Below are 17,277 nucleotides of genomic sequence, written 5' to 3' on the forward strand. Positions count from 1 at the left end.
AGTGACTCTGTTTTTCTGAGGTCATGGCAATCATCAGTACGGCCGGGCTCGCCCGGTCCTTCTCCACCAGACAGAGCACCGTCGAGGCGGTGCGCGGTATCGATCTGACCGTGCGGGCCGGGGAGATCCTGGGCCTCCTCGGCCCCAACGGCGCGGGCAAGACCACCACCCTGCGGATGCTCACGACGCTGCTGGCGCCCACCGGGGGCGTGGCGACGGTCGCCGGGTTCGACCTCGCCCGCGAGGCCGCGCGGGTGCGGCGCAGGATCGGGTACGTGGCACAGGCGGGCGGCGTCGACCCGCAGATCTCCGTACGCGAGGAACTGATCACCCAGGCCCGGCTGTACCGGCTGACGAAGGCCGAAGCCACGCTCCGCGCCCAGGAGTTGGCGCACGACCTCGACCTGTCCGACCTGCTCGACCGCAAGTGCGTGTCACTCTCCGGCGGGCAACGCCGGCGGCTGGACATCGCGATGGGGCTGACACACCGCCCCGAGCTGCTGTTCCTGGACGAGCCGACCACCGGGCTCGACCCGGGCAGCAGGGCCGGTCTGTGGGAGCTGATCCGCCGTATCCGCGAGGAGCACGGCACGACCGTCGTGCTCACCACGCACTATCTCGACGAGGCCGACGAACTGTCCGACCGGCTGGTCGTGATCGACCGGGGCGTCGTGGCGGCCGAGGGCACACCCGACGCGCTGAAGCGCGAGTACGGCGGCTCCCCCGGCGCCTCCCTCCAGGACACCTTCCTCGCGATCACCGGGCGCGCCCCAGCGCCGGACGACGCCGTTCCCGTAGCCGTCTAGGAGGCTCCCGCCGTGTCACCACTCGTTTCGTCACTGGCCTCGGACACCGCGCTGGTCTTCGGGCGGTACGCCCGCCAGACCCTCGGCTCCAAGTTCCAGATCGTCTTCGGCGTCCTGATGCCGCTGCTGTTCCTGTTCTTCTTCGGGCCGCTGCTGACCGATCTGCCGCTCGGATCGGAGGCGGACTCCTGGCAGCTCCTGGTGCCCGGACTCCTTCTCCAACTCGCCCTGCTCGGCGCCTCGTTCGCGGGCTTCTCGATCCTCGTCGAGAAGCAGACGGGAGTCGTCGAACGGATGCGGGTGACACCGGTCAGCCGGCTCGCCCTGCTGCTGGGGAGGGTGCTGCGCGACGCGGCGCTCTTCGTCTTCCAGTCCGTGCTCCTCGTCCTCGCCGCGCTGGCGATGGGGCTGCGGGCGCCGCTGGGCGGGATCCTCATCGGGTTCGTGTTCGTGGGCGTCCTGGCCGCCGCGCTGGCCTCGCTGTCGTACGCCCTGGCGATGAACGTCTCGACGCCGCAGGAGTTCGGACCCGTCATCAACGCGCTGACCATGCCGACGATGCTGCTGTCGGGTCTGGTGCTGCCGATGACACTGGCGCCGGGCTGGCTGGACCTGCTGTCGCACGCCGTACCGCTGCGCTACCTGGTGGACGCGGTACGGGCGGGGTACGTGGGGGACTACGCGAGCGCCGCGATGCTCTACGGCGTGCTGATGGCCCTGGCGCTGGCGCTGGTGTCGGTCACGATCGGAACCCGGGTGTTCCACAAGGCCGACGCCTGACCGAGGCACCTGACCGAAACACCTGACCGCGCGCCGGGCGGGGCCGGCCGGGCGCACCCTAGGCTGGCCGCATGGTCAATCTGACGCGTATCTACACCCGTACCGGCGACCAGGGCACCACGTCGCTCGGTGACATGAGCCGTACCGCCAAGACCGACCGGCGGATCGCCGCCTACGCCGACGCCAACGAGGCGAACGCCGTCATCGGTACGGCGATCGCGCTGGGACAGCTCAGGGACGACATCGTGAAGGTCCTCGTCCGGGTCCAGAACGACCTCTTCGACGTCGGCGCCGACCTGTCCACACCGGTGGTCGAGGCGCCCGAGCATCCGCCGCTGCGGGTCGAGCAGTCGTACGTCGACAAGCTGGAGGCGGACTGCGACCTGTTCCTGGAGGAGACCGAGAAGCTGCGCAGTTTCATCCTCCCCGGCGGTACGGCGGGGGCGGCGCTGCTGCATCAGGCGTGCACCGTCGTACGGCGCGCGGAGCGCTCGACCTGGGCGGCGTTCGAGACGCACGGGGACGACATGAACCCGCTGACGGCGACGTATCTCAACCGGCTCTCCGACCTCCTGTTCATCCTGGCCAGGGTGGCCAACAAGGAGGTCGGAGACGTGCTGTGGGTGCCGGGCGGCGAGCGCTGAACGCCCCTCAGCGGTCGCTGTAAGACGTGGGCCGCTCCGCCGGGGCCGAGTCGCCGGGGCCCTTCTTCGGGAAGACCGTGTAGCCGAGCGCGATCACCACGTTGATGCCGATGAGGAGGGTCATCCTCTCCCGCCACGTCTCGAGCGACCCGGTGTCCCCGTCGGGGCCCACGTACCACATCGCGGCCTGGAGCAGACCGATCGCGATGGCCGAGGCCGCGATCCAGCGGGCCGCCGTCCGCCACTCGTGGACCGTGCGGGCCTTGCCGTACTTCGGCGGGCGCACCGGCGGCGGGCCGCCCGCGAAGCGGTGGGCGAAGCGGGCGTCGGCCCACTTGATCAACTCGGGGCCGAGGGCCACCGAGAAGCCGATGTAGACCGCCGCGAGGCCGTGCTTCCAGTCCGGTTCGGCGCCGTTCTTGAGGTCGATGGCCGTCACGACCAGCAGCAGGACCTCCAGCAGCGGTTCGCACAGCAGCACCGCGACCGACGCGCGCGGCATTTTGGCGAAGTAGCGCAGGGCCAGTCCGATGCCCAGCAGCACCCAGAATCCGACCTCGCAGATGATGATCAGCGTGACGATCACGGCAGTCTCCCTCCGGCTCGCTCCAAGTCTTGCGCCGGGCCGCCGCCCGATCGTCGTCACCAGTGACGAAACGGCACGGCCGCGACTGCATCCTTCGATGTACCGCGCCCTCGGCCGGTCTCGGCCGGTACGTGGAGGTACCCGCCCGTGGAGCCGTGTTTGATGGTGGGGTGACCGCTTTCCCGCGCCCGGCGCGCCTTCCGCGTCCGCACCGAGAGGACGTCCTGATCGCCGCGGCCGGCCTGCTCGGCGGCGTGCTGCTCTGGGCGCTCGGGCTGCACACCCAGGGCAGCCGGGGACTGACCGGCGCCTGGGTGCTGGTGCCGGTCGCCGCGCTCTCCCTGATGGAGCTGCTGCGCCGCAGCGCGCCCCGTACGGCGCTGCTCGTCGCGACCCTCGCGCTGATCACCGACCAGTTCACCGAGGGCAGCGTGGCGACGATCGCCATGTTCACGGACATCGTGTACGCGGCGGTGCTGTACGGGAGCCCGTCCGCCGCCCGCCGTATCCCCTGGGGTACGGCGCTGATCACGGTCGTCGTCACCGTCACGGCCGTGAGCTGGCTCCGCTCGCCCGAGGGGCTGCTGCTCGGTGTCGTCGCCGGCGCGATCAGCATCGCCCCGGCCACCACCGGTGTACTGGTGCGCAATCACCGCGACGCCGCCGAGGCCGCCCGGCTGCGGGCCGAACAGACCGCGCTGCTCGCCGAGATCGACCGCACCCAGGCCGTCATGGCCGAGCGCGCGCGGATGGCCCGTGAGCTGCACGACATGGTCGCCAACCATCTGTCGGCCATCGCGATCCACTCCACCGCCGCGCTCTCCCTGGACGACGCGCGCACCACGAAGGACGCGCTGACGGTGATCCGGGAGAACAGCGTCGCCGGACTGGCCGAGATGCGACGCCTCATCGGGCTGCTGCGGGACAGCGGCGACGACCTGTCCCCGGCCCCGGCGCCGACGCTGGGGGCGCTCGACTCGCTCGTGGAGCGGGCGCGTACCAACGGCGCGTCCAGCGGGCTCACATTCACGCTTCAGGACCGGCGGGGCGCGGGGGCGCCGCTGCCCGCGCCGGTCGAGATGGCGGCGTACCGCATCGTCCAGGAGTCGCTGACCAACGCGCTCAAGCACGCGCCGCCCGGCCCGGTGACGGTGTCCCTGGACCATTCGCGGCGCGCCCTGCGCGTCGAGGTCGTCAGCCCGTACGGTGACCGGCCCGGCCCCCGCGCGCCGGGCTCCGGCGCCGGTCTGGTCGGGATGCGGGAGCGTGTGGCCCTGCTGGAGGGCGAGTTCGAGGCGGGACCGGTCACGGCGGACGACGCGGCCGGCACGAAGATCTGGCGGGTACGGGCCGAGCTGCCCGTCGACGAGGGGGACGGCACGGCATGACGATCCGGGTTCTGGTGGCCGAGGACCAGTCGGCGGTACGCGCGGGGCTGGTTCTGATCCTGCGCAGCGCCCCGGAGATCGAGGTCGTCGGCGAGGCGGGGGACGGCGAGGAGGCCGTACGCCTCGCCCGTGAACTGCGCCCGGATCTGGTGCTGATGGATATTCAGATGCCGCGTCTCGACGGGGTGTCGGCGACCCGGCAGGTGGTCGCCGAGCAACTGGCCGACGTGCTCGTACTGACGACGTTCGATCTGGACGAGTACGTCTTCGGGGCGCTGCGCGCCGGCGCCGCCGGATTCCTGCTGAAGAACACCGAGGCGTGGGCTCTTGTCGAGGCGGTGCGGACGGTGGCGCGCGGCGAGGGCCTGATCGCGCCCGCCGTGACGCGCCGGCTGATCGCGGAGTTCGCCTCACCGAAGGCCGTACGGTCGCCGGACGCGCCGGACGCGCCGGACCTGTCGGTGCTCGACGCGCTGACCCGGCGCGAGCGGGAGGTGCTGGCCGCTCTGGGCGACGGGCTGTCGAACGCGGAGATCGCGGTACGGCTGGACATGGCCGAGGCGACGGTCAAGACGCATGTGAGCAGGCTGCTGGGCAAGCTGGAGCTGCGTAACCGGGTGCAAGCGGCGGTGCTGGCACAGGAGTTGGGGATCTGACGGCGCGGCGCCGGCAAGGCGGAATTGCGGGGTCCGTGCGGCGGGACGGCGGGCCGCCGACCGACCGCGTCTTTGGTCTGGACCTATTGACGATTGGTCCAGACCTCCTTACTCTCACGCCCACTGACTAGTGCGCGAGCTGTCGCAAGAGTCGGGTGTCACGGATCGATCCGGACCATCCCCGAACTGTCTTGACTCACTCGAGGAGTACCCCTTGAGCACGAAGACGTCCGTCCGCAGAAGCAGATTCAGATCCCGAACCGTCGCGGCGCTGACCGCACTGCTCCTCCCCCTCGCGGCCATGGTCTCCCTGGCCTCCCCCGCCGCGGCCGCCGAGTCGGCCACCGCCACGTACACCAAGAAGTCCGACTGGGGCAGCGGCTTCGAAGGCTCGTGGACGGTGAAGAACACCGGTACCACGACGATCGGTTCCTGGACCGTCGAGTGGGACTTCCCGGCCGGCACCGCCGTCGGCTCCGCCTGGGACGCCACCGTCACCAAGAGCGGCACCAACCACTGGACCGCCAAGAACGTCGGCTGGAACGGCACCCTCTCCCCGGGCGCCTCCGTCACCTTCGGCTTCAACGGCACCGGCGCCGGTTCCCCGACCGGTTGCAAGCTCAACGGCGCCTCCTGCGACGGCGGCAGCGTCCCCGGTGACACGGCCCCCACCGCGCCCGGCACCCCCACCGCCAGCGAGATCACCAACACGTCGGCGAAGCTCAGTTGGAGCGCGGCCACCGACGACAAGGGCATCAAGAACTACGACGTCCTGCGGGACGGCGCCACGATCGCCACGGTCACCGGTACGACGTACACGAACACCGGCCTGACCGCGGGCACCAGCTACTCCTACAGCGTCCAGGCCCGGGACACGGCCGACCAGACCGGACCGGCCAGCGGCGCGGTCGCCGTCAAGACCACCGGCGGCGGCACCGACCCGGGCACCCCGCCCGGTGACCAGATCAAGATGGGCTACTTCACCGAGTGGGGCGTCTACGGCCGCAACTACCACGTCAAGAACCTGGTGACGTCGGGCAGCGCGTCCAAGATCACCCACATCAACTACGCGTTCGGCAACGTCACCGGCGGCAAGTGCACCGTCGGCGACAGCTTCGCCGCGTACGACAAGGCGTACACCGCCGACCAGTCGGTCGACGGCGTCGCCGACACCTGGGACCAGCCGCTGCGCGGCAACTTCAACCAGCTCCGCAAGCTCAAGGCCGCCAACCCCAACATCAAGATCCTGTGGTCCTTCGGCGGCTGGACCTGGTCCGGCGGCTTCGGTCAAGCGGTGCAGAACCCGGCCGCGTTCGCGCAGTCCTGCTACGACCTGGTCGAAGACCCGCGCTGGGCCGATGTGTTCGACGGCATCGACCTGGACTGGGAGTACCCGAACGCCTGCGGTCTGACCTGTGACACCAGCGGTCCCGCGTCGGTCAAGAACATGATGCAGGCCATGCGTGCCAAGTTCGGCCCCGACTACCTGGTCACCGCGGCGGTCACCGCCGACGCGTCCAGCGGCGGCAAGATCGACGCGGCCGACTACGGCGGCGCCGCGCAGTACATCAACTGGTACAACGTGATGACGTACGACTTCTTCGGCTCCTGGGCCGCGCAGGGCCCCACGGCCCCGCACTCCCCGCTCACCTCGTACCCGGGCATCCCGCAGGCCGGCTTCAACTCCGCCGACGCGATCGCCAAGTACAAGGCGAAGGGCGTTCCGGCCAAGAAACTCCTGCTCGGCATCGGCTTCTACGGTCGCGGCTGGACCGGAGTCACCCAGGCCGAGCCAGGAGGTACGGCGACGGGCCCGGCTCCCGGCACGTACGAGGCGGGCAACGAGGACTACAAGGTCCTGAAGAACACCTGCCCCGCCACCGGCACCGTGGGCGGCACCGCGTACGCCAAGTGCGGCAGCAACTGGTGGAGTTACGACACCCCGGCGACGATCGGCACGAAGATGACCTGGGCCAAGAGCCAGGGTCTCGGCGGAGCGTTCTTCTGGGACTTCACCGGTGACACGGCGAACGGCGAACTCGTGACCGCGATCAACAACGGTCTGAAGTAACACACTCCGCGTAAAGCGAGGGGGACGGCGCCCACGGGCACCGTCCCCCTCGTCGTCACGTCACAGACCCGGTCGAAGACTCAGGCGACGTTCACCCGCTGGCCGGGCGGTGCCGCCTCCAGCCAGGCGAGGAAGCCCGTCAGCGCGTCCTCGCTCATCGCCAGCTCCAGGCGCGTGCCCTGGTGGACACAGCCGAGCACGACGGAGTCGGAGAGCAGCGCCATCTCCTCCTCGCCCTCGGGAGCGCGCCGGGCGCGCACCTCGATGGCGGAGCGTTCCAGGCTGCGGCGCGGCCTGGGGGCGTACGAGAAGACCCGGAACCAGTTGATCCGGTCGCCGCTGTAGCGGGCGACGCCGTACACCCAGCCCTTGCCGGTCGTGTCGGGCTCCTCCGCCACGTTCCAGCGCAGCGAACAGTCGAAGGTCCCACCGGAGCGCTGGATCAGCCGCCGGCGCAGCCCGAAGACGAAGAGCCCCACCGCAACCAGCACGACGACCAGTCCGCAGACAAGCAGAGCGAGGACCATCGGTACCGACCTCCTCGCCTATCGAGTAACCCGCACGAACGGACGGACGAATAAAAACAGCGGCCACATCGCCTCAGCCGCGACACGGTCTGGATGACTCCAGAACGGGCCGCGGCTGAGGGTAATTCCAGGAGCGGTGCGTCAACGCACCGCCACAGCGCGCAGTCGGACATCGGCACGGCGCTCGGCGGCGTCGTCCTCACCCGACTTGGCGCGCTCCAGCGCGCGCTCGGCACGCTGGGCGTCGATCTCGTCCGCCAGCTCGGCGATCTCCGCGAGCAGCGAGAGCTTGTTGTCGGCGAACGAGAGGAAACCGCCGTGCACGGCGGCGACGACCGTGCCGCCGTCGGACGTACGGATGGTCACAGGGCCCGATTCCAGCACACCGAGCAGCGGCTGGTGACCGGGCATGACGCCGATGTCGCCGGACGTGGTCCGCGCGACAACCAGGGTGGCCTCGCCGGACCAGACACTGCGGTCCGCGGCGACCAGCTCGACGTGCAGCTCAGCAGCCAAGGGGGGCTCCTCGGGTCACCACCCGGCTCTGTCGCCGGGCGTCGGTCTCATTCTATGGGGTCACGATCGGCGGTTCGGCGGGGGGCGGTACGAGGCCGCCCCCCACCATGAGTCGTGGACTCAGGAGACGCCGAGCTCCTTGGCCTTCGCCTTCAAGTCGTCGATACCACCGCACATGAAGAACGCCTGCTCGGGGAAGTGGTCGTAGTCCCCGTCACAGATCGCGTTGAACGCGGCGATCGACTCGTCGAGCGGTACGTCGGAGCCGTCCAGGCCGGTGAACTGCTTGGCGGCGTGGGTGTTCTGCGACAGGAAGCGCTCGACGCGACGGGCCCGGTGGACGACGAGCTTGTCCTCCTCGCCCAGCTCGTCGATACCGAGGATCGCGATGATGTCCTGGAGGTCCTTGTACTTCTGGAGGATTCCCTTGACACGGCTGGCCGCGTCGTAGTGCGCCTGCGAGATGTAACGCGGGTCCAGGATGCGGGACGTCGAGTCCAGCGGGTCGACCGCCGGGTAGATGCCCTTCTCCGAGATCGGACGCGACAGCACGGTCGTCGCGTCGAGGTGCGCGAAGGTCGTGGCCGGGGCCGGGTCGGTCAGGTCGTCCGCCGGCACGTAGATCGCCTGCATCGAGGTGATCGAGTGACCGCGGGTCGAGGTGATGCGCTCCTGGAGCACACCCATCTCGTCCGCCAGGGTCGGCTGGTAACCCACCGCGGACGGCATACGGCCGAGCAGCGTGGAGACCTCGGAACCGGCCTGGGTGAAGCGGAAGATGTTGTCGATGAAGAGGAGCACGTCCTGCTTCTGCACATCGCGGAAGTACTCCGCCATGGTCAGGGCGGACAGGGCGACCCGCAGACGGGTGCCCGGCGGCTCGTCCATCTGGCCGAAGACCAGCGCGGTCTTGTCCAGAACGCCCGACTCGGTCATCTCGTCGATGAGGTCGTTGCCCTCACGGGTGCGCTCACCGACACCGGCGAACACGGAAACACCCTCGTGCAGCTTGGCCACACGCATGATCATTTCCTGGATGAGGACCGTCTTGCCGACGCCCGCACCACCGAACAGACCGATCTTGCCGCCCTTGACGTACGGGGTCAGCAGGTCGACGACCTTCAGGCCGGTCTCGAACATCTCGGTCTTCGACTCGAGCTGGTCGAAGGCCGGGGCCTTGCGGTGGATCGGCCAGCGCTCGGTGATCTGAGCCTCGCCGTCCGGGTCGTTCAGGATCTGGCCGAGGGTGTTGAACACCTTGCCCTTGGTCACGTCACCGACGGGCACCGAGATGCCCTCGCCGGTGTCCGTCACCACGGCCTGGCGGACCAGACCGTCGGTCGGCTGCATCGAGATGGCGCGGACGACTCCGTCACCCAGGTGCTGGGCGACTTCGAGCGTCAGCGTCTTCTGCTTGCCGTCCTCGGCCGGGTCGGCCACCTCGACGTGCAGTGCGTTGTAGATCTCCGGCATGGCGTCGACGGGGAACTCCACGTCGACGACCGGGCCGATGACCCGGGACACGCGGCCTGTGGCCGTGCTTCCCGGGGTGGCCGCCTCAACTGTGGTCGTCATTACTTTTCACTCCCCGCGGTCGCGTCGGCCAGGGCACTGGAGCCACCGACGATCTCGCTGATTTCCTGGGTGATTTCGGCCTGGCGGGCCGCGTTGGCAAGCCGGGAAAGGCTCTTGATGAGATCCCCGGCGTTGTCGGTCGCCGACTTCATCGCGCGGCGGGTGGCCGCGTGCTTGGAGGCGGCGGCCTGGAGCAGCGCGTTGTAGATACGGCTCTCGACGTAGCGCGGCAGCAGGGCGTCGAGGACGTCCTCCGCCGACGGCTCGAAGTCGTACAGCGGAAGGATCTCGTGCTTCGTCGCCGACGCGTCGTCCTGGTCCTGGTCCGCCGTGTCGGCGAGGGACAGCGGCAGCAGCCGGTTCTCCACCGGCGTCTGCGTCAGCATCGAGATGAACTCGGTGAAGACGATGTGGAGTTCGTCCACGCCGCCGTCCGCCGTGTCCCGCTGGACCGCTTCGATCAGCGGTCCCGCGACGTTCTTGGCGTCCGCGTAGGTCGGGCTGTCGGTGAAGCCGGTCCACGACTGCGTGACCTCGCGCTCACGGAAGCCGTAGTAGGCCACACCCTTGCGGCCGACGATGTACGAGTCGACCTGCTTGCCCTCACCCGTCAGCCGCTCGGTGAGCCGCTCCGCCGCCTTGATGGCGTTGGAGGAGTAGCCGCCGGCCAGTCCGCGGTCGCTCGTGACGAGCAGGACAGCGGCCCGGGTCGGTGACTCGACCTCCGTGGTCAGGGGGTGCTTGGTGGTGGATCCGGTCGCCACGGCCGTGACCGCGCGGGTCAGCTCGGTCGCGTACGGCGTGGAGGCCGTCACCTGGCGCTGCGCCTTGACGATGCGCGAGGCGGCGATCATCTCCATCGCCTTGGTGATCTTCTTGGTCGCGGTGACGGATTTGATGCGACGCTTGTAGACCCGGAGCTGGGCTCCCATGAGTCAGGTCCCTTCCGTCGTCACTTGGAGACGTTGACGGCCGGGGCGTCGTCGCCCAGAAGCTTGCCGTCCGAGGTCTCGAACTGCTTCTTGAAGGCGGCGATGGCGTCGGAGATGGACTCGACCGTGTCGTCCGACATCTTGCCGCCCTCGACGATGGACGTCAGCAGCTCCTTGCGCTCGCGGCGCAGGTGCTCCAGCAGCTCGCTCTCGAAGCGGCTGATGTCCTCGACCGGTACGTCGTCCATCCTGCCGGTGGTGCCGGCGTAGATGGAGACGACCTGCTCCTCGATCGGGTACGGCGCGTACTGGGGCTGCTTCAGCAGCTCGACCAGGCGCTGACCCCGCTGGAGCGATGCCTTCGACGCGGCGTCCAGGTCGGAACCGAAGGCGGCGAACGCCTCCAGCTCGCGGTACTGGGCGAGGTCCACGCGCAGCCGTCCCGACACCTGGCGCATGGCCCGGTGCTGGGCGGAGCCGCCGACTCGGGAGACCGAGATACCGACGTTCAGCGCGGGCCGCTGGCCGGCGTTGAACAGGTCGGACTCCAGGAAGCACTGGCCGTCGGTGATGGAGATGACGTTGGTCGGGATGAACGCCGACACGTCGTTCGCCTTGGTCTCGACGATGGGCAGGCCCGTCATCGAACCGGCGCCCATGTCGTCGGAGAGCTTGGCGCAGCGCTCCAGCAGACGCGAGTGCAGGTAGAAGACGTCGCCCGGGTAGGCCTCGCGGCCCGGCGGACGGCGCAGCAGCAGCGAGACGGCGCGGTAGGCGTCGGCCTGCTTCGACAGGTCGTCGAAGATGATCAGGACATGCTTGCCCTGGTACATCCAGTGCTGGCCGATGGCCGAACCGGTGTACGGGGCCAGGTACTTGAAGCCCGCCGGGTCGGACGCCGGGGCGGCGACGATCGTCGTGTACTCAAGAGCGCCGGCCTCTTCCAGCGCACCACGTACGGACGCGATGGTGGAGCCCTTCTGGCCGATGGCGACGTAGATGCAGCGCACCTGCTTGTTCACGTCGCCCGAGCGCCAGTTGTCGCGCTGGTTGATGATGGTGTCGACAGCCAGGGCGGTCTTGCCGGTCTGACGGTCGCCGATGATCAACTGACGCTGGCCGCGGCCGATCGGCACCATCGAGTCGACAGCCTTGTAACCGGTCTGCATCGGCTCGTGCACCGACTTACGGACCATGACGCCGGGAGCCTGGAGCTCCAGGGCGCGGCGGCCGTCGGTCGCGATCTCGCCAAGGCCGTCGATCGGGGTGCCGAGCGGGTCGACGACACGGCCGAGGTAACCCTCGCCGACGCCGACGGAGAGCACTTCGCCGGTACGGGTGACCGACTGACCCTCCTCGATACCGCTGAACTCACCGAGGACGACAGCGCCGATCTCGCGCTCCTCCAGGTTCAGGGCGAGACCCAGGGTCCCGTCCTCGAACTTCAGCAGTTCGTTCGCCATGGCCGAGGGCAGACCCTCGACCTTCGCGATGCCGTCACCGGCAACGCTGACCGTCCCGACCTCCTCGCGCGAGGCCGCGTCCGGCTTGTACGACTGGACAAAGTTCTCCAGCGCATCCCGGATCTCCTCCGGCCGGATCGTGAGCTCCGCCATCTGGATTCCCTGCTCTCCTTGTTGGGCCCGAAGTTCTATGGGGGTCTGGGGGCGACCCCCAGGAATCTTCTGCAATTTCTGCACGGCCCAACCGGGCCGCAGTTCTTGATCTCGGTATATGTGTCTGTGTCGGTAATCCGGATATCACGTACCGGCTGCCGGCCTTCAGCCGGCGAGCCGCCGTGCCGCCTCGTCGAGACGTTCCGCGACCGTGCCGTTGACGACCTCGTCGCCGACGCGGACCGAGATCCCGCCGAGGACCGCGGGGTCCACGTCGAGGTTCAGATGCATCGGGTGGCCGTACAGCCTGGCCAGGGCGGCGCCGAGGCGCTGCTTCTGGCCCTCGGTGAGGGGAACCGCCGATGTGACGACCGCCACCATCCGCTCCCGGCGGGCCGCGGCGAGCCGGGAGAGGGTCTGAAGACCCGCTTCCAGGCTACGTCCTCGGGGCTGGGACACCAGGCGCACGACCAGCCGCTCGGTGCTCGGGTTGGCCCGGCCGCCCAGCAGGCTGGTGAGCAGCCCGGTCTTGGCCGTGGCCGTGGCCGCCTGGTCGGTCAGTGCCGCCCGCAGTCCGGTGCTGGACTCGACGATCCGGCCGAACCGGAACAGCTCGTCCTCCACGTCGTCGAGGCCACCGGAGCGCTGCGCGGCGGTCAGCTCGGCGACGGCCGCCAGCTCCTCCACCGAGTCGACCAGGTCACGCGGCTGCGACCAGCGGGACCGGACCATGCCGGTGATCAGGTCGGCGGTTTCGCCGCCCACCTGCCCGTTGAGCAGTCCGCCGGCCAGCTCGGCCTTGGCCTCGCCGGACCGCGCCGGGTCGGTCAGGACCCGGCGCAGCGACACCTCGCGGTGAAGCAGCGCGGTGACGGCGGTCAGCTCCTCGGCGAGCTTCGAAGCGTCGACCGAGGTGCTGTCGGTCAGCGCGTCAAGACGCTCGCTTGCGGCGGCCAGCGCCGCGCGGCTCGCTCCGTTCATCGGGCTGCCTCAGCCCTCGACGCGCCGTCCTCGAGCTCGTCGAGGAAGCGGTCGATGGTGCGGCTCTGCCGGGCGCTGTCCTCGAGGGACTCGCCGACGAGCTTGCCCGCGAGGTCGGTGGCGAGCTTGCCCACGTCCTGGCGCAGCGCCGAGGCCGCGGCCTTGCGGTCGGCCTCGATCTGAGCGTGGCCCGCGGCGACGATCTCTTCCCGCTGCCGCTGCCCCTCCGCCTTCATCTCCTGGATGATGGTGGCGCCCTGCTCGGTCGCCTCCTGGCGGAGACGGGCGGCCTCGTGACGCGCTTCGGCGAGCTGGGCCTTGTACTGCTCCAGGACGCTCTGCGCCTCGGTCTTGGCCTCTTCCGCCTTCTCGATCCCGCCCTCGATGGCCTCACGGCGCTCGTCCAGAACCTTGTTGATGTTCGGGAGGAGCTTCTTGGCGAGGAAGCCGAAGACGATGACGAAGGCGATCAGGCCGATGATGAGCTCGTCAAGGTGCGGGACGAGCGGATTCTGAGGCTCCGCCGCTGCCGCAACGTAGAGAGCGTTCACATCAATGCCTTCCGTGAAAGGGGTCGGGCTTGGCTTGCCGGTCCGGCTTACTGGTAGACAAAGCCCATGACGATGCCGATAAGGGCAAGCGCCTCACAGAAGGCGAAACCCATGATCTGGTTGGTGCGGATCAGGCCGGCCGCCTCGGGCTGACGGGCGAGCGCCTGGGTGCCGTTACCGAAGATGATGCCGACGCCGACGCCGGGGCCGATCGCGGCGAGGCCGTAGCCGATCGAGGCCACGTTGCCGACGACGGTCGTCTTGGCGGAGGCGAGGTTGACCAGTTCGAGAGCAGCGGACATGCCGTTACTTCCTTCTCTTTCACGGACCGAGTGGGGGTTGGCCACCGGACGTCTGTTGGTTCTGGTGTTCTGGTTACGGAGTTGGGCTCAGTGGCTCTTGGCGAGCGCGCCCTGGATGTAGTTGCAGGCCAGGAGCACGAAGACGTACGCCTGGACGGCCTGGATGAAGAGTTCGAAGATCGTCATGACGAGCACCATCACGAACGAGGCACCGGCGTAGACGAAGCCCAGTCCGTTCAGCAGGTAGTACGTGGCCAGCGTGAACATGACGATGAGCAGGTGACCGGCGAACATGTTCGCGAACAGTCGGACCGCGTGAGTGAAGGGCCGGATCAGCAGGTTCGAGAAGAACTCGATCACGACGACGAGCGGCAGGACCCAGCCGAGCGACTTGTCGTAGCCGGTGATGTTCTTCCAGCCACCGCTCCACCCGTGGGTCCTGAAGGTCAGGCTGACCCACAGGACGTAGACGATGATCGCCAGACCGGCCGGGAACGCGATCAGCGAAGTGACCGGGAACTGGGCGAGCGGAATGATCGACCAGAGGTTCATCAGCCAGACGAAGAAGAAGATGGACACCATCAACGGGACATACTTCTCACCGTCCTTCTTGCCGATGATCTCGTAGACGATCCCGCGGCGGACGAAGTCGTAACCGGCCTCGCCGATCATCTGGACCTTGTTCGGCACCAGTTTCGGCTTGTTGAACGCAGCCCAGAAGAATCCGACAACCACGAGGGTGCTCAACAGGGCAAGCAACATCGGCTTGTTGAATTCGAAGCCGGCGACCTCGAAAATGGGCTTGTACATGAACGTATGGAGGCCCGGAGCCGGGAACCCGCAGCCCGAAAAGATATGGCAGCTCGCATCGAAGGCGAGGGTCTGGGTATCAGCACTCACCGCGGGCTCCTTCAGCGTGGCGCATAGGTACGGCAACCTCGTTGTGTCGGCGCGGCATGAAGCCGCGGTTCGGCACTGGACTGGTGTGACAGATATGGGGGCGGCTCTCAGGCATGGAGCCTCGCGATGGAACAGGCGTCAGCTCGGATGCCCGCGCCCGCAATGCCGCAGTTGGAACCGGACGATAGCAGGATCCCGAACGGGCACTTATCCCGGCCCTACCCTTCACGCCGACGACCCCGTCTTCTCCGGCTTTCCGGCCGTCGAGGAGTCGGGTTCGACGTAGAGGATCTTGGCCTTCATGTACGCGCGGGCCTGTGCGGAGATCCACACGAGGGTCGCCGCGAGGAGCGTGAAGGCGAAGGCTTTCGGGTTGAACAGCGTGGTGTCCTTGAAGACCGCCAGGAAGACCAGGAGCAGCAGCAACTGGGCGGTGTAGAGCATCAGCCCCATCGCCTGGAAGAGGTGCGGCAGCGACTTCGCGGTGCGCTGGAGAACGGTGAGACCGACACCCATGAACAGGACGACCACCAGTACACCGACAGCGGCTCCCAGAGCACCCTTGCCACCGCTGACCGCACCGCTGATGCCCACGGCGATGACGCCGGCGGCCACGGTGGGTACGGCGGTGTTGAGGAGGATCCGGACGTCGTTGGTCGGCATGGCGGCAGCTCCGCTTGCTGGGTGGGGCAGATGGTGTCGTCATGGACGAGCGTAGGCCCGGTCCGAGAGTTGGATTCTCGGGCCAACGGACCGTCGCACTACGGTCCTTCGGCTCTGGCGCCGGGTCTCGTGAACGGTATCACAAACTATTTGATGAGGTCTTTACCATGAACGTGTGCTGACCGTCACACATGAGGACGAATCCGCGCGTGTGAGCCGGACATCGGACCGTCTTGTCTGGTAATGGGGCCTGTTGAGGTAATTCTCAGTACGCCGAATCCGCCTTGCGTCGATCGGTGAGACGAGATCGCGGTCCGATCGCGGTAGCCCCGTTGACGCCCGCCGGGACCGGAGTGCGCCCGTCGGCCGTTACGGCGTCGGCCGGAAGGGACTCGTGAGGCACCTGCGATCCGGCGCCCGGCCGGCTCTCCACCGGCTCCGCGGGCTCCGCCGCCTCGTCGGCGCCCCGCGCCAACTCCCCCTGGACGCCCCGCCGTCGACGCCGGTAGCGCGGCGGTACGACGGCCTCGGCCCAGCGCGGGGCGCGCGGCGTGAAGCGCGGCAGCAGCAGGAGCAGCAGCCCCAGCGCGCTCAGCGCGACGACCGCGAGCACGATCCACATCGTGGACATCGTGGACGAGGAGTGGACCGAGTACAGCACCACACCGAAGGCGATCAGCGCCGACCAGAAGTACATGATCAGTACGGACCTGCTGTGCGAGTGCCCGATCTCCAGCAGCCGGTGGTGGAGATGGCCCCGGTCGGCGGCGAACGGCGACTGTCCGTTCCAGGTGCGGCGCACGATCGCCAGGACGAGGTCGGCGACCGGGATCGCGATGATCGTCAGCGGCAGCAGCAGCGGGATGAAGACCGGCAGCGCGGCGTGGGTGGCCTCACGGGTCGAACCGTCGGCGTAGATCTTCAGCGCGTCCGGATCGACCTGGCCCGTGATGGAGATGGCGCCCGTCGCGAGCACCAGACCGATCAGCATCGAGCCCGAGTCGCCCATGAAGATCCGCGCCGGATGCATGTTGTGCGGCAGGAAGCCGATGCACATGCCCATCAGGATCGCGGCGAAGAGTGTGGCGGGGGCGGCGGCCTCGATGCCGTACCCGTACCAGATCCGGTACGCGTACAGGAAGAACGCCGCCGCCGCGATGCACACCATCCCCGAGGCCAGACCGTCGAGTCCGTCGACGAAGTTGACCGCGTTGATGGTGATGACGACGAGCGCGACGGTCAGGAGCGTGCCCTGCCAGGAGGTCAGCGCGACGGTGCCGACACCGGGCACCGGGATCCACAGGATCGTCAGACCCTGCATCACCATCACGCCGGCGGCGATCATCTGGCCGCCGAGCTTGATCAGGGCGTCGATCTCGAACTTGTCGTCCAGGACACCGATCAGCCAGATCAGCGCGGCCCCGGACAGCAGCGCGCGCGGCTCGTTGGACCGCTCGAAGACCCCGCCGAGATTCTGCAGGTTGCTGGCCACGAGCAGCCCGGCGCACAGGCCGAAGAACATGGCGATACCGCCGAGACGCGGTGTCGGTTCGCGGTGGACGTCGCGGGCGCGGATCGCGGGCATCGCGCCGATCGCGATGGCGAACTTCCGCACCGGACCGGTCAGCAGATAAGTCACCGCGGCCGTCACGCAGAGCGTCAGCAGGTAATCACGCACAGGCTGCCCCACAGGAATCGCCGGCCATCTGAGCCACACACACTAACTCGCGACAGGACGGCTGATGGAATGCGCGTAGCCACATGAGGTAAGGACATACACGGC

18 protein-coding genes are annotated in these 17,277 nt (G+C 68.5%); 6 read left to right on the plus strand and 12 right to left on the minus strand.

The genetic code is table 11. From position 1 onward, the window contains the following. Window positions 1-23: 23 nt before the first annotated feature. The 3 genes from OG329_RS11695 (at window position 24) to OG329_RS11705 (ending at window position 2,230) form a co-directional block, all read left to right on the plus strand. Entirely contained in the window at window positions 24-806 is a 783-nt protein-coding gene (locus tag OG329_RS11695) for an ABC transporter ATP-binding protein (protein ID WP_405794671.1), read from the plus strand. A gap of 12 nt (window positions 807-818) precedes the next feature. Then, window positions 819-1,586, plus strand: a complete 768-nt coding sequence (locus OG329_RS11700; protein WP_405794672.1) for an ABC transporter permease — start codon at window positions 819-821, stop codon at window positions 1,584-1,586. Window positions 1,587-1,657: 71 nt separating this feature from the next. Continuing rightward, window positions 1,658-2,230, plus strand: coding sequence for a cob(I)yrinic acid a,c-diamide adenosyltransferase (locus OG329_RS11705; protein ID WP_405794674.1), 573 nt, complete (start codon window positions 1,658-1,660; stop codon window positions 2,228-2,230). Window positions 2,231-2,237: 7 nt separating this feature from the next. On the opposite strand, the gene OG329_RS11710 is transcribed toward OG329_RS11705, so the two are convergent. Next, window positions 2,238-2,816, minus strand: a complete 579-nt coding sequence (locus OG329_RS11710) for a hypothetical protein (protein ID WP_405794676.1) — start codon at window positions 2,814-2,816, stop codon at window positions 2,238-2,240. Window positions 2,817-2,986: 170 nt separating this feature from the next. On the opposite strand from OG329_RS11710, the gene OG329_RS11715 reads away from it, so the two are divergent. The 3 genes from OG329_RS11715 to OG329_RS11725 all read left to right on the plus strand — a co-directional run bounded on the left by OG329_RS11715 (window position 2,987) and on the right by OG329_RS11725 (window position 6,931). After that, complete coding sequence (locus tag OG329_RS11715; protein WP_405794677.1) at window positions 2,987-4,204, plus strand: sensor histidine kinase; 1,218 nt, start codon at window positions 2,987-2,989, stop codon at window positions 4,202-4,204. Continuing rightward, window positions 4,201-4,860 (plus strand): response regulator, encoded by a 660-nt coding sequence (locus OG329_RS11720; protein WP_405794679.1) that lies wholly within the window; start codon window positions 4,201-4,203, stop codon window positions 4,858-4,860. The genes OG329_RS11715 and OG329_RS11720 overlap by 4 nt, the downstream gene beginning before the upstream one ends. 214 nt (window positions 4,861-5,074) lie before the next feature. Beyond that, the gene (locus OG329_RS11725) at window positions 5,075-6,931 is read left to right on the plus strand and encodes a glycosyl hydrolase family 18 protein (protein ID WP_405794681.1); all 1,857 of its coding nucleotides are present in this window, start codon (window positions 5,075-5,077) and stop codon (window positions 6,929-6,931) included. Window positions 6,932-7,011: 80 nt separating this feature from the next. Here the strand turns inward: OG329_RS11725 and OG329_RS11730 are convergent, their stop codons facing one another. The 11 genes from OG329_RS11730 to OG329_RS11780 all read right to left on the minus strand — a co-directional run bounded on the left by OG329_RS11730 (window position 7,012) and on the right by OG329_RS11780 (window position 17,172). Further along, window positions 7,012-7,458, minus strand: coding sequence for a DUF2550 domain-containing protein (locus OG329_RS11730; protein ID WP_405794683.1), 447 nt, complete (start codon window positions 7,456-7,458; stop codon window positions 7,012-7,014). Between the two features lie 141 nt (window positions 7,459-7,599). Beyond that, on the minus strand, window positions 7,600-7,974 hold the full coding sequence (locus tag OG329_RS11735; RefSeq protein ID WP_405794685.1) for a F0F1 ATP synthase subunit epsilon: 375 nt from the start codon (window positions 7,972-7,974) through the stop codon (window positions 7,600-7,602). Window positions 7,975-8,094: 120 nt separating this feature from the next. Beyond that, on the minus strand, window positions 8,095-9,549 hold the full coding sequence (gene atpD / locus OG329_RS11740) for a F0F1 ATP synthase subunit beta (protein WP_405794686.1): 1,455 nt from the start codon (window positions 9,547-9,549) through the stop codon (window positions 8,095-8,097). Then, window positions 9,549-10,481 (minus strand): F0F1 ATP synthase subunit gamma, encoded by a 933-nt coding sequence (locus tag OG329_RS11745; RefSeq protein ID WP_405794687.1) that lies wholly within the window; start codon window positions 10,479-10,481, stop codon window positions 9,549-9,551. The genes atpD and OG329_RS11745 overlap by 1 nt, the downstream gene beginning before the upstream one ends. A gap of 20 nt (window positions 10,482-10,501) precedes the next feature. Next, complete coding sequence (atpA, locus tag OG329_RS11750) at window positions 10,502-12,097, minus strand: F0F1 ATP synthase subunit alpha (protein ID WP_405794689.1); 1,596 nt, start codon at window positions 12,095-12,097, stop codon at window positions 10,502-10,504. 165 nt (window positions 12,098-12,262) lie between these two features. Then, the gene (locus OG329_RS11755; RefSeq protein ID WP_405794691.1) at window positions 12,263-13,078 is read right to left on the minus strand and encodes a F0F1 ATP synthase subunit delta; all 816 of its coding nucleotides are present in this window, start codon (window positions 13,076-13,078) and stop codon (window positions 12,263-12,265) included. Further along, window positions 13,075-13,629 (minus strand): F0F1 ATP synthase subunit B, encoded by a 555-nt coding sequence (locus OG329_RS11760; RefSeq protein WP_405794693.1) that lies wholly within the window; start codon window positions 13,627-13,629, stop codon window positions 13,075-13,077. The genes OG329_RS11755 and OG329_RS11760 overlap by 4 nt, the downstream gene beginning before the upstream one ends. A gap of 47 nt (window positions 13,630-13,676) precedes the next feature. After that, on the minus strand, window positions 13,677-13,931 hold the full coding sequence (gene atpE / locus OG329_RS11765; protein WP_078075070.1) for an ATP synthase F0 subunit C: 255 nt from the start codon (window positions 13,929-13,931) through the stop codon (window positions 13,677-13,679). Window positions 13,932-14,018: 87 nt separating this feature from the next. Beyond that, window positions 14,019-14,831, minus strand: coding sequence for a F0F1 ATP synthase subunit A (gene atpB / locus OG329_RS11770; protein ID WP_405794695.1), 813 nt, complete (start codon window positions 14,829-14,831; stop codon window positions 14,019-14,021). A gap of 225 nt (window positions 14,832-15,056) precedes the next feature. Further along, entirely contained in the window at window positions 15,057-15,494 is a 438-nt protein-coding gene (locus OG329_RS11775; RefSeq protein WP_405794697.1) for a hypothetical protein, read from the minus strand. A 265-nt stretch (window positions 15,495-15,759) separates the two neighbouring features. Beyond that, window positions 15,760-17,172, minus strand: a complete 1,413-nt coding sequence (locus OG329_RS11780) for an MraY family glycosyltransferase (RefSeq protein WP_405794699.1) — start codon at window positions 17,170-17,172, stop codon at window positions 15,760-15,762. Window positions 17,173-17,277 lie beyond the last annotated feature (105 nt).

It is taken from the genome of Streptomyces sp. NBC_01506, from assembly GCF_045040295.1.
Taxonomy (GTDB): Bacteria; Actinomycetota; Actinomycetes; order Streptomycetales; family Streptomycetaceae; genus Streptomyces.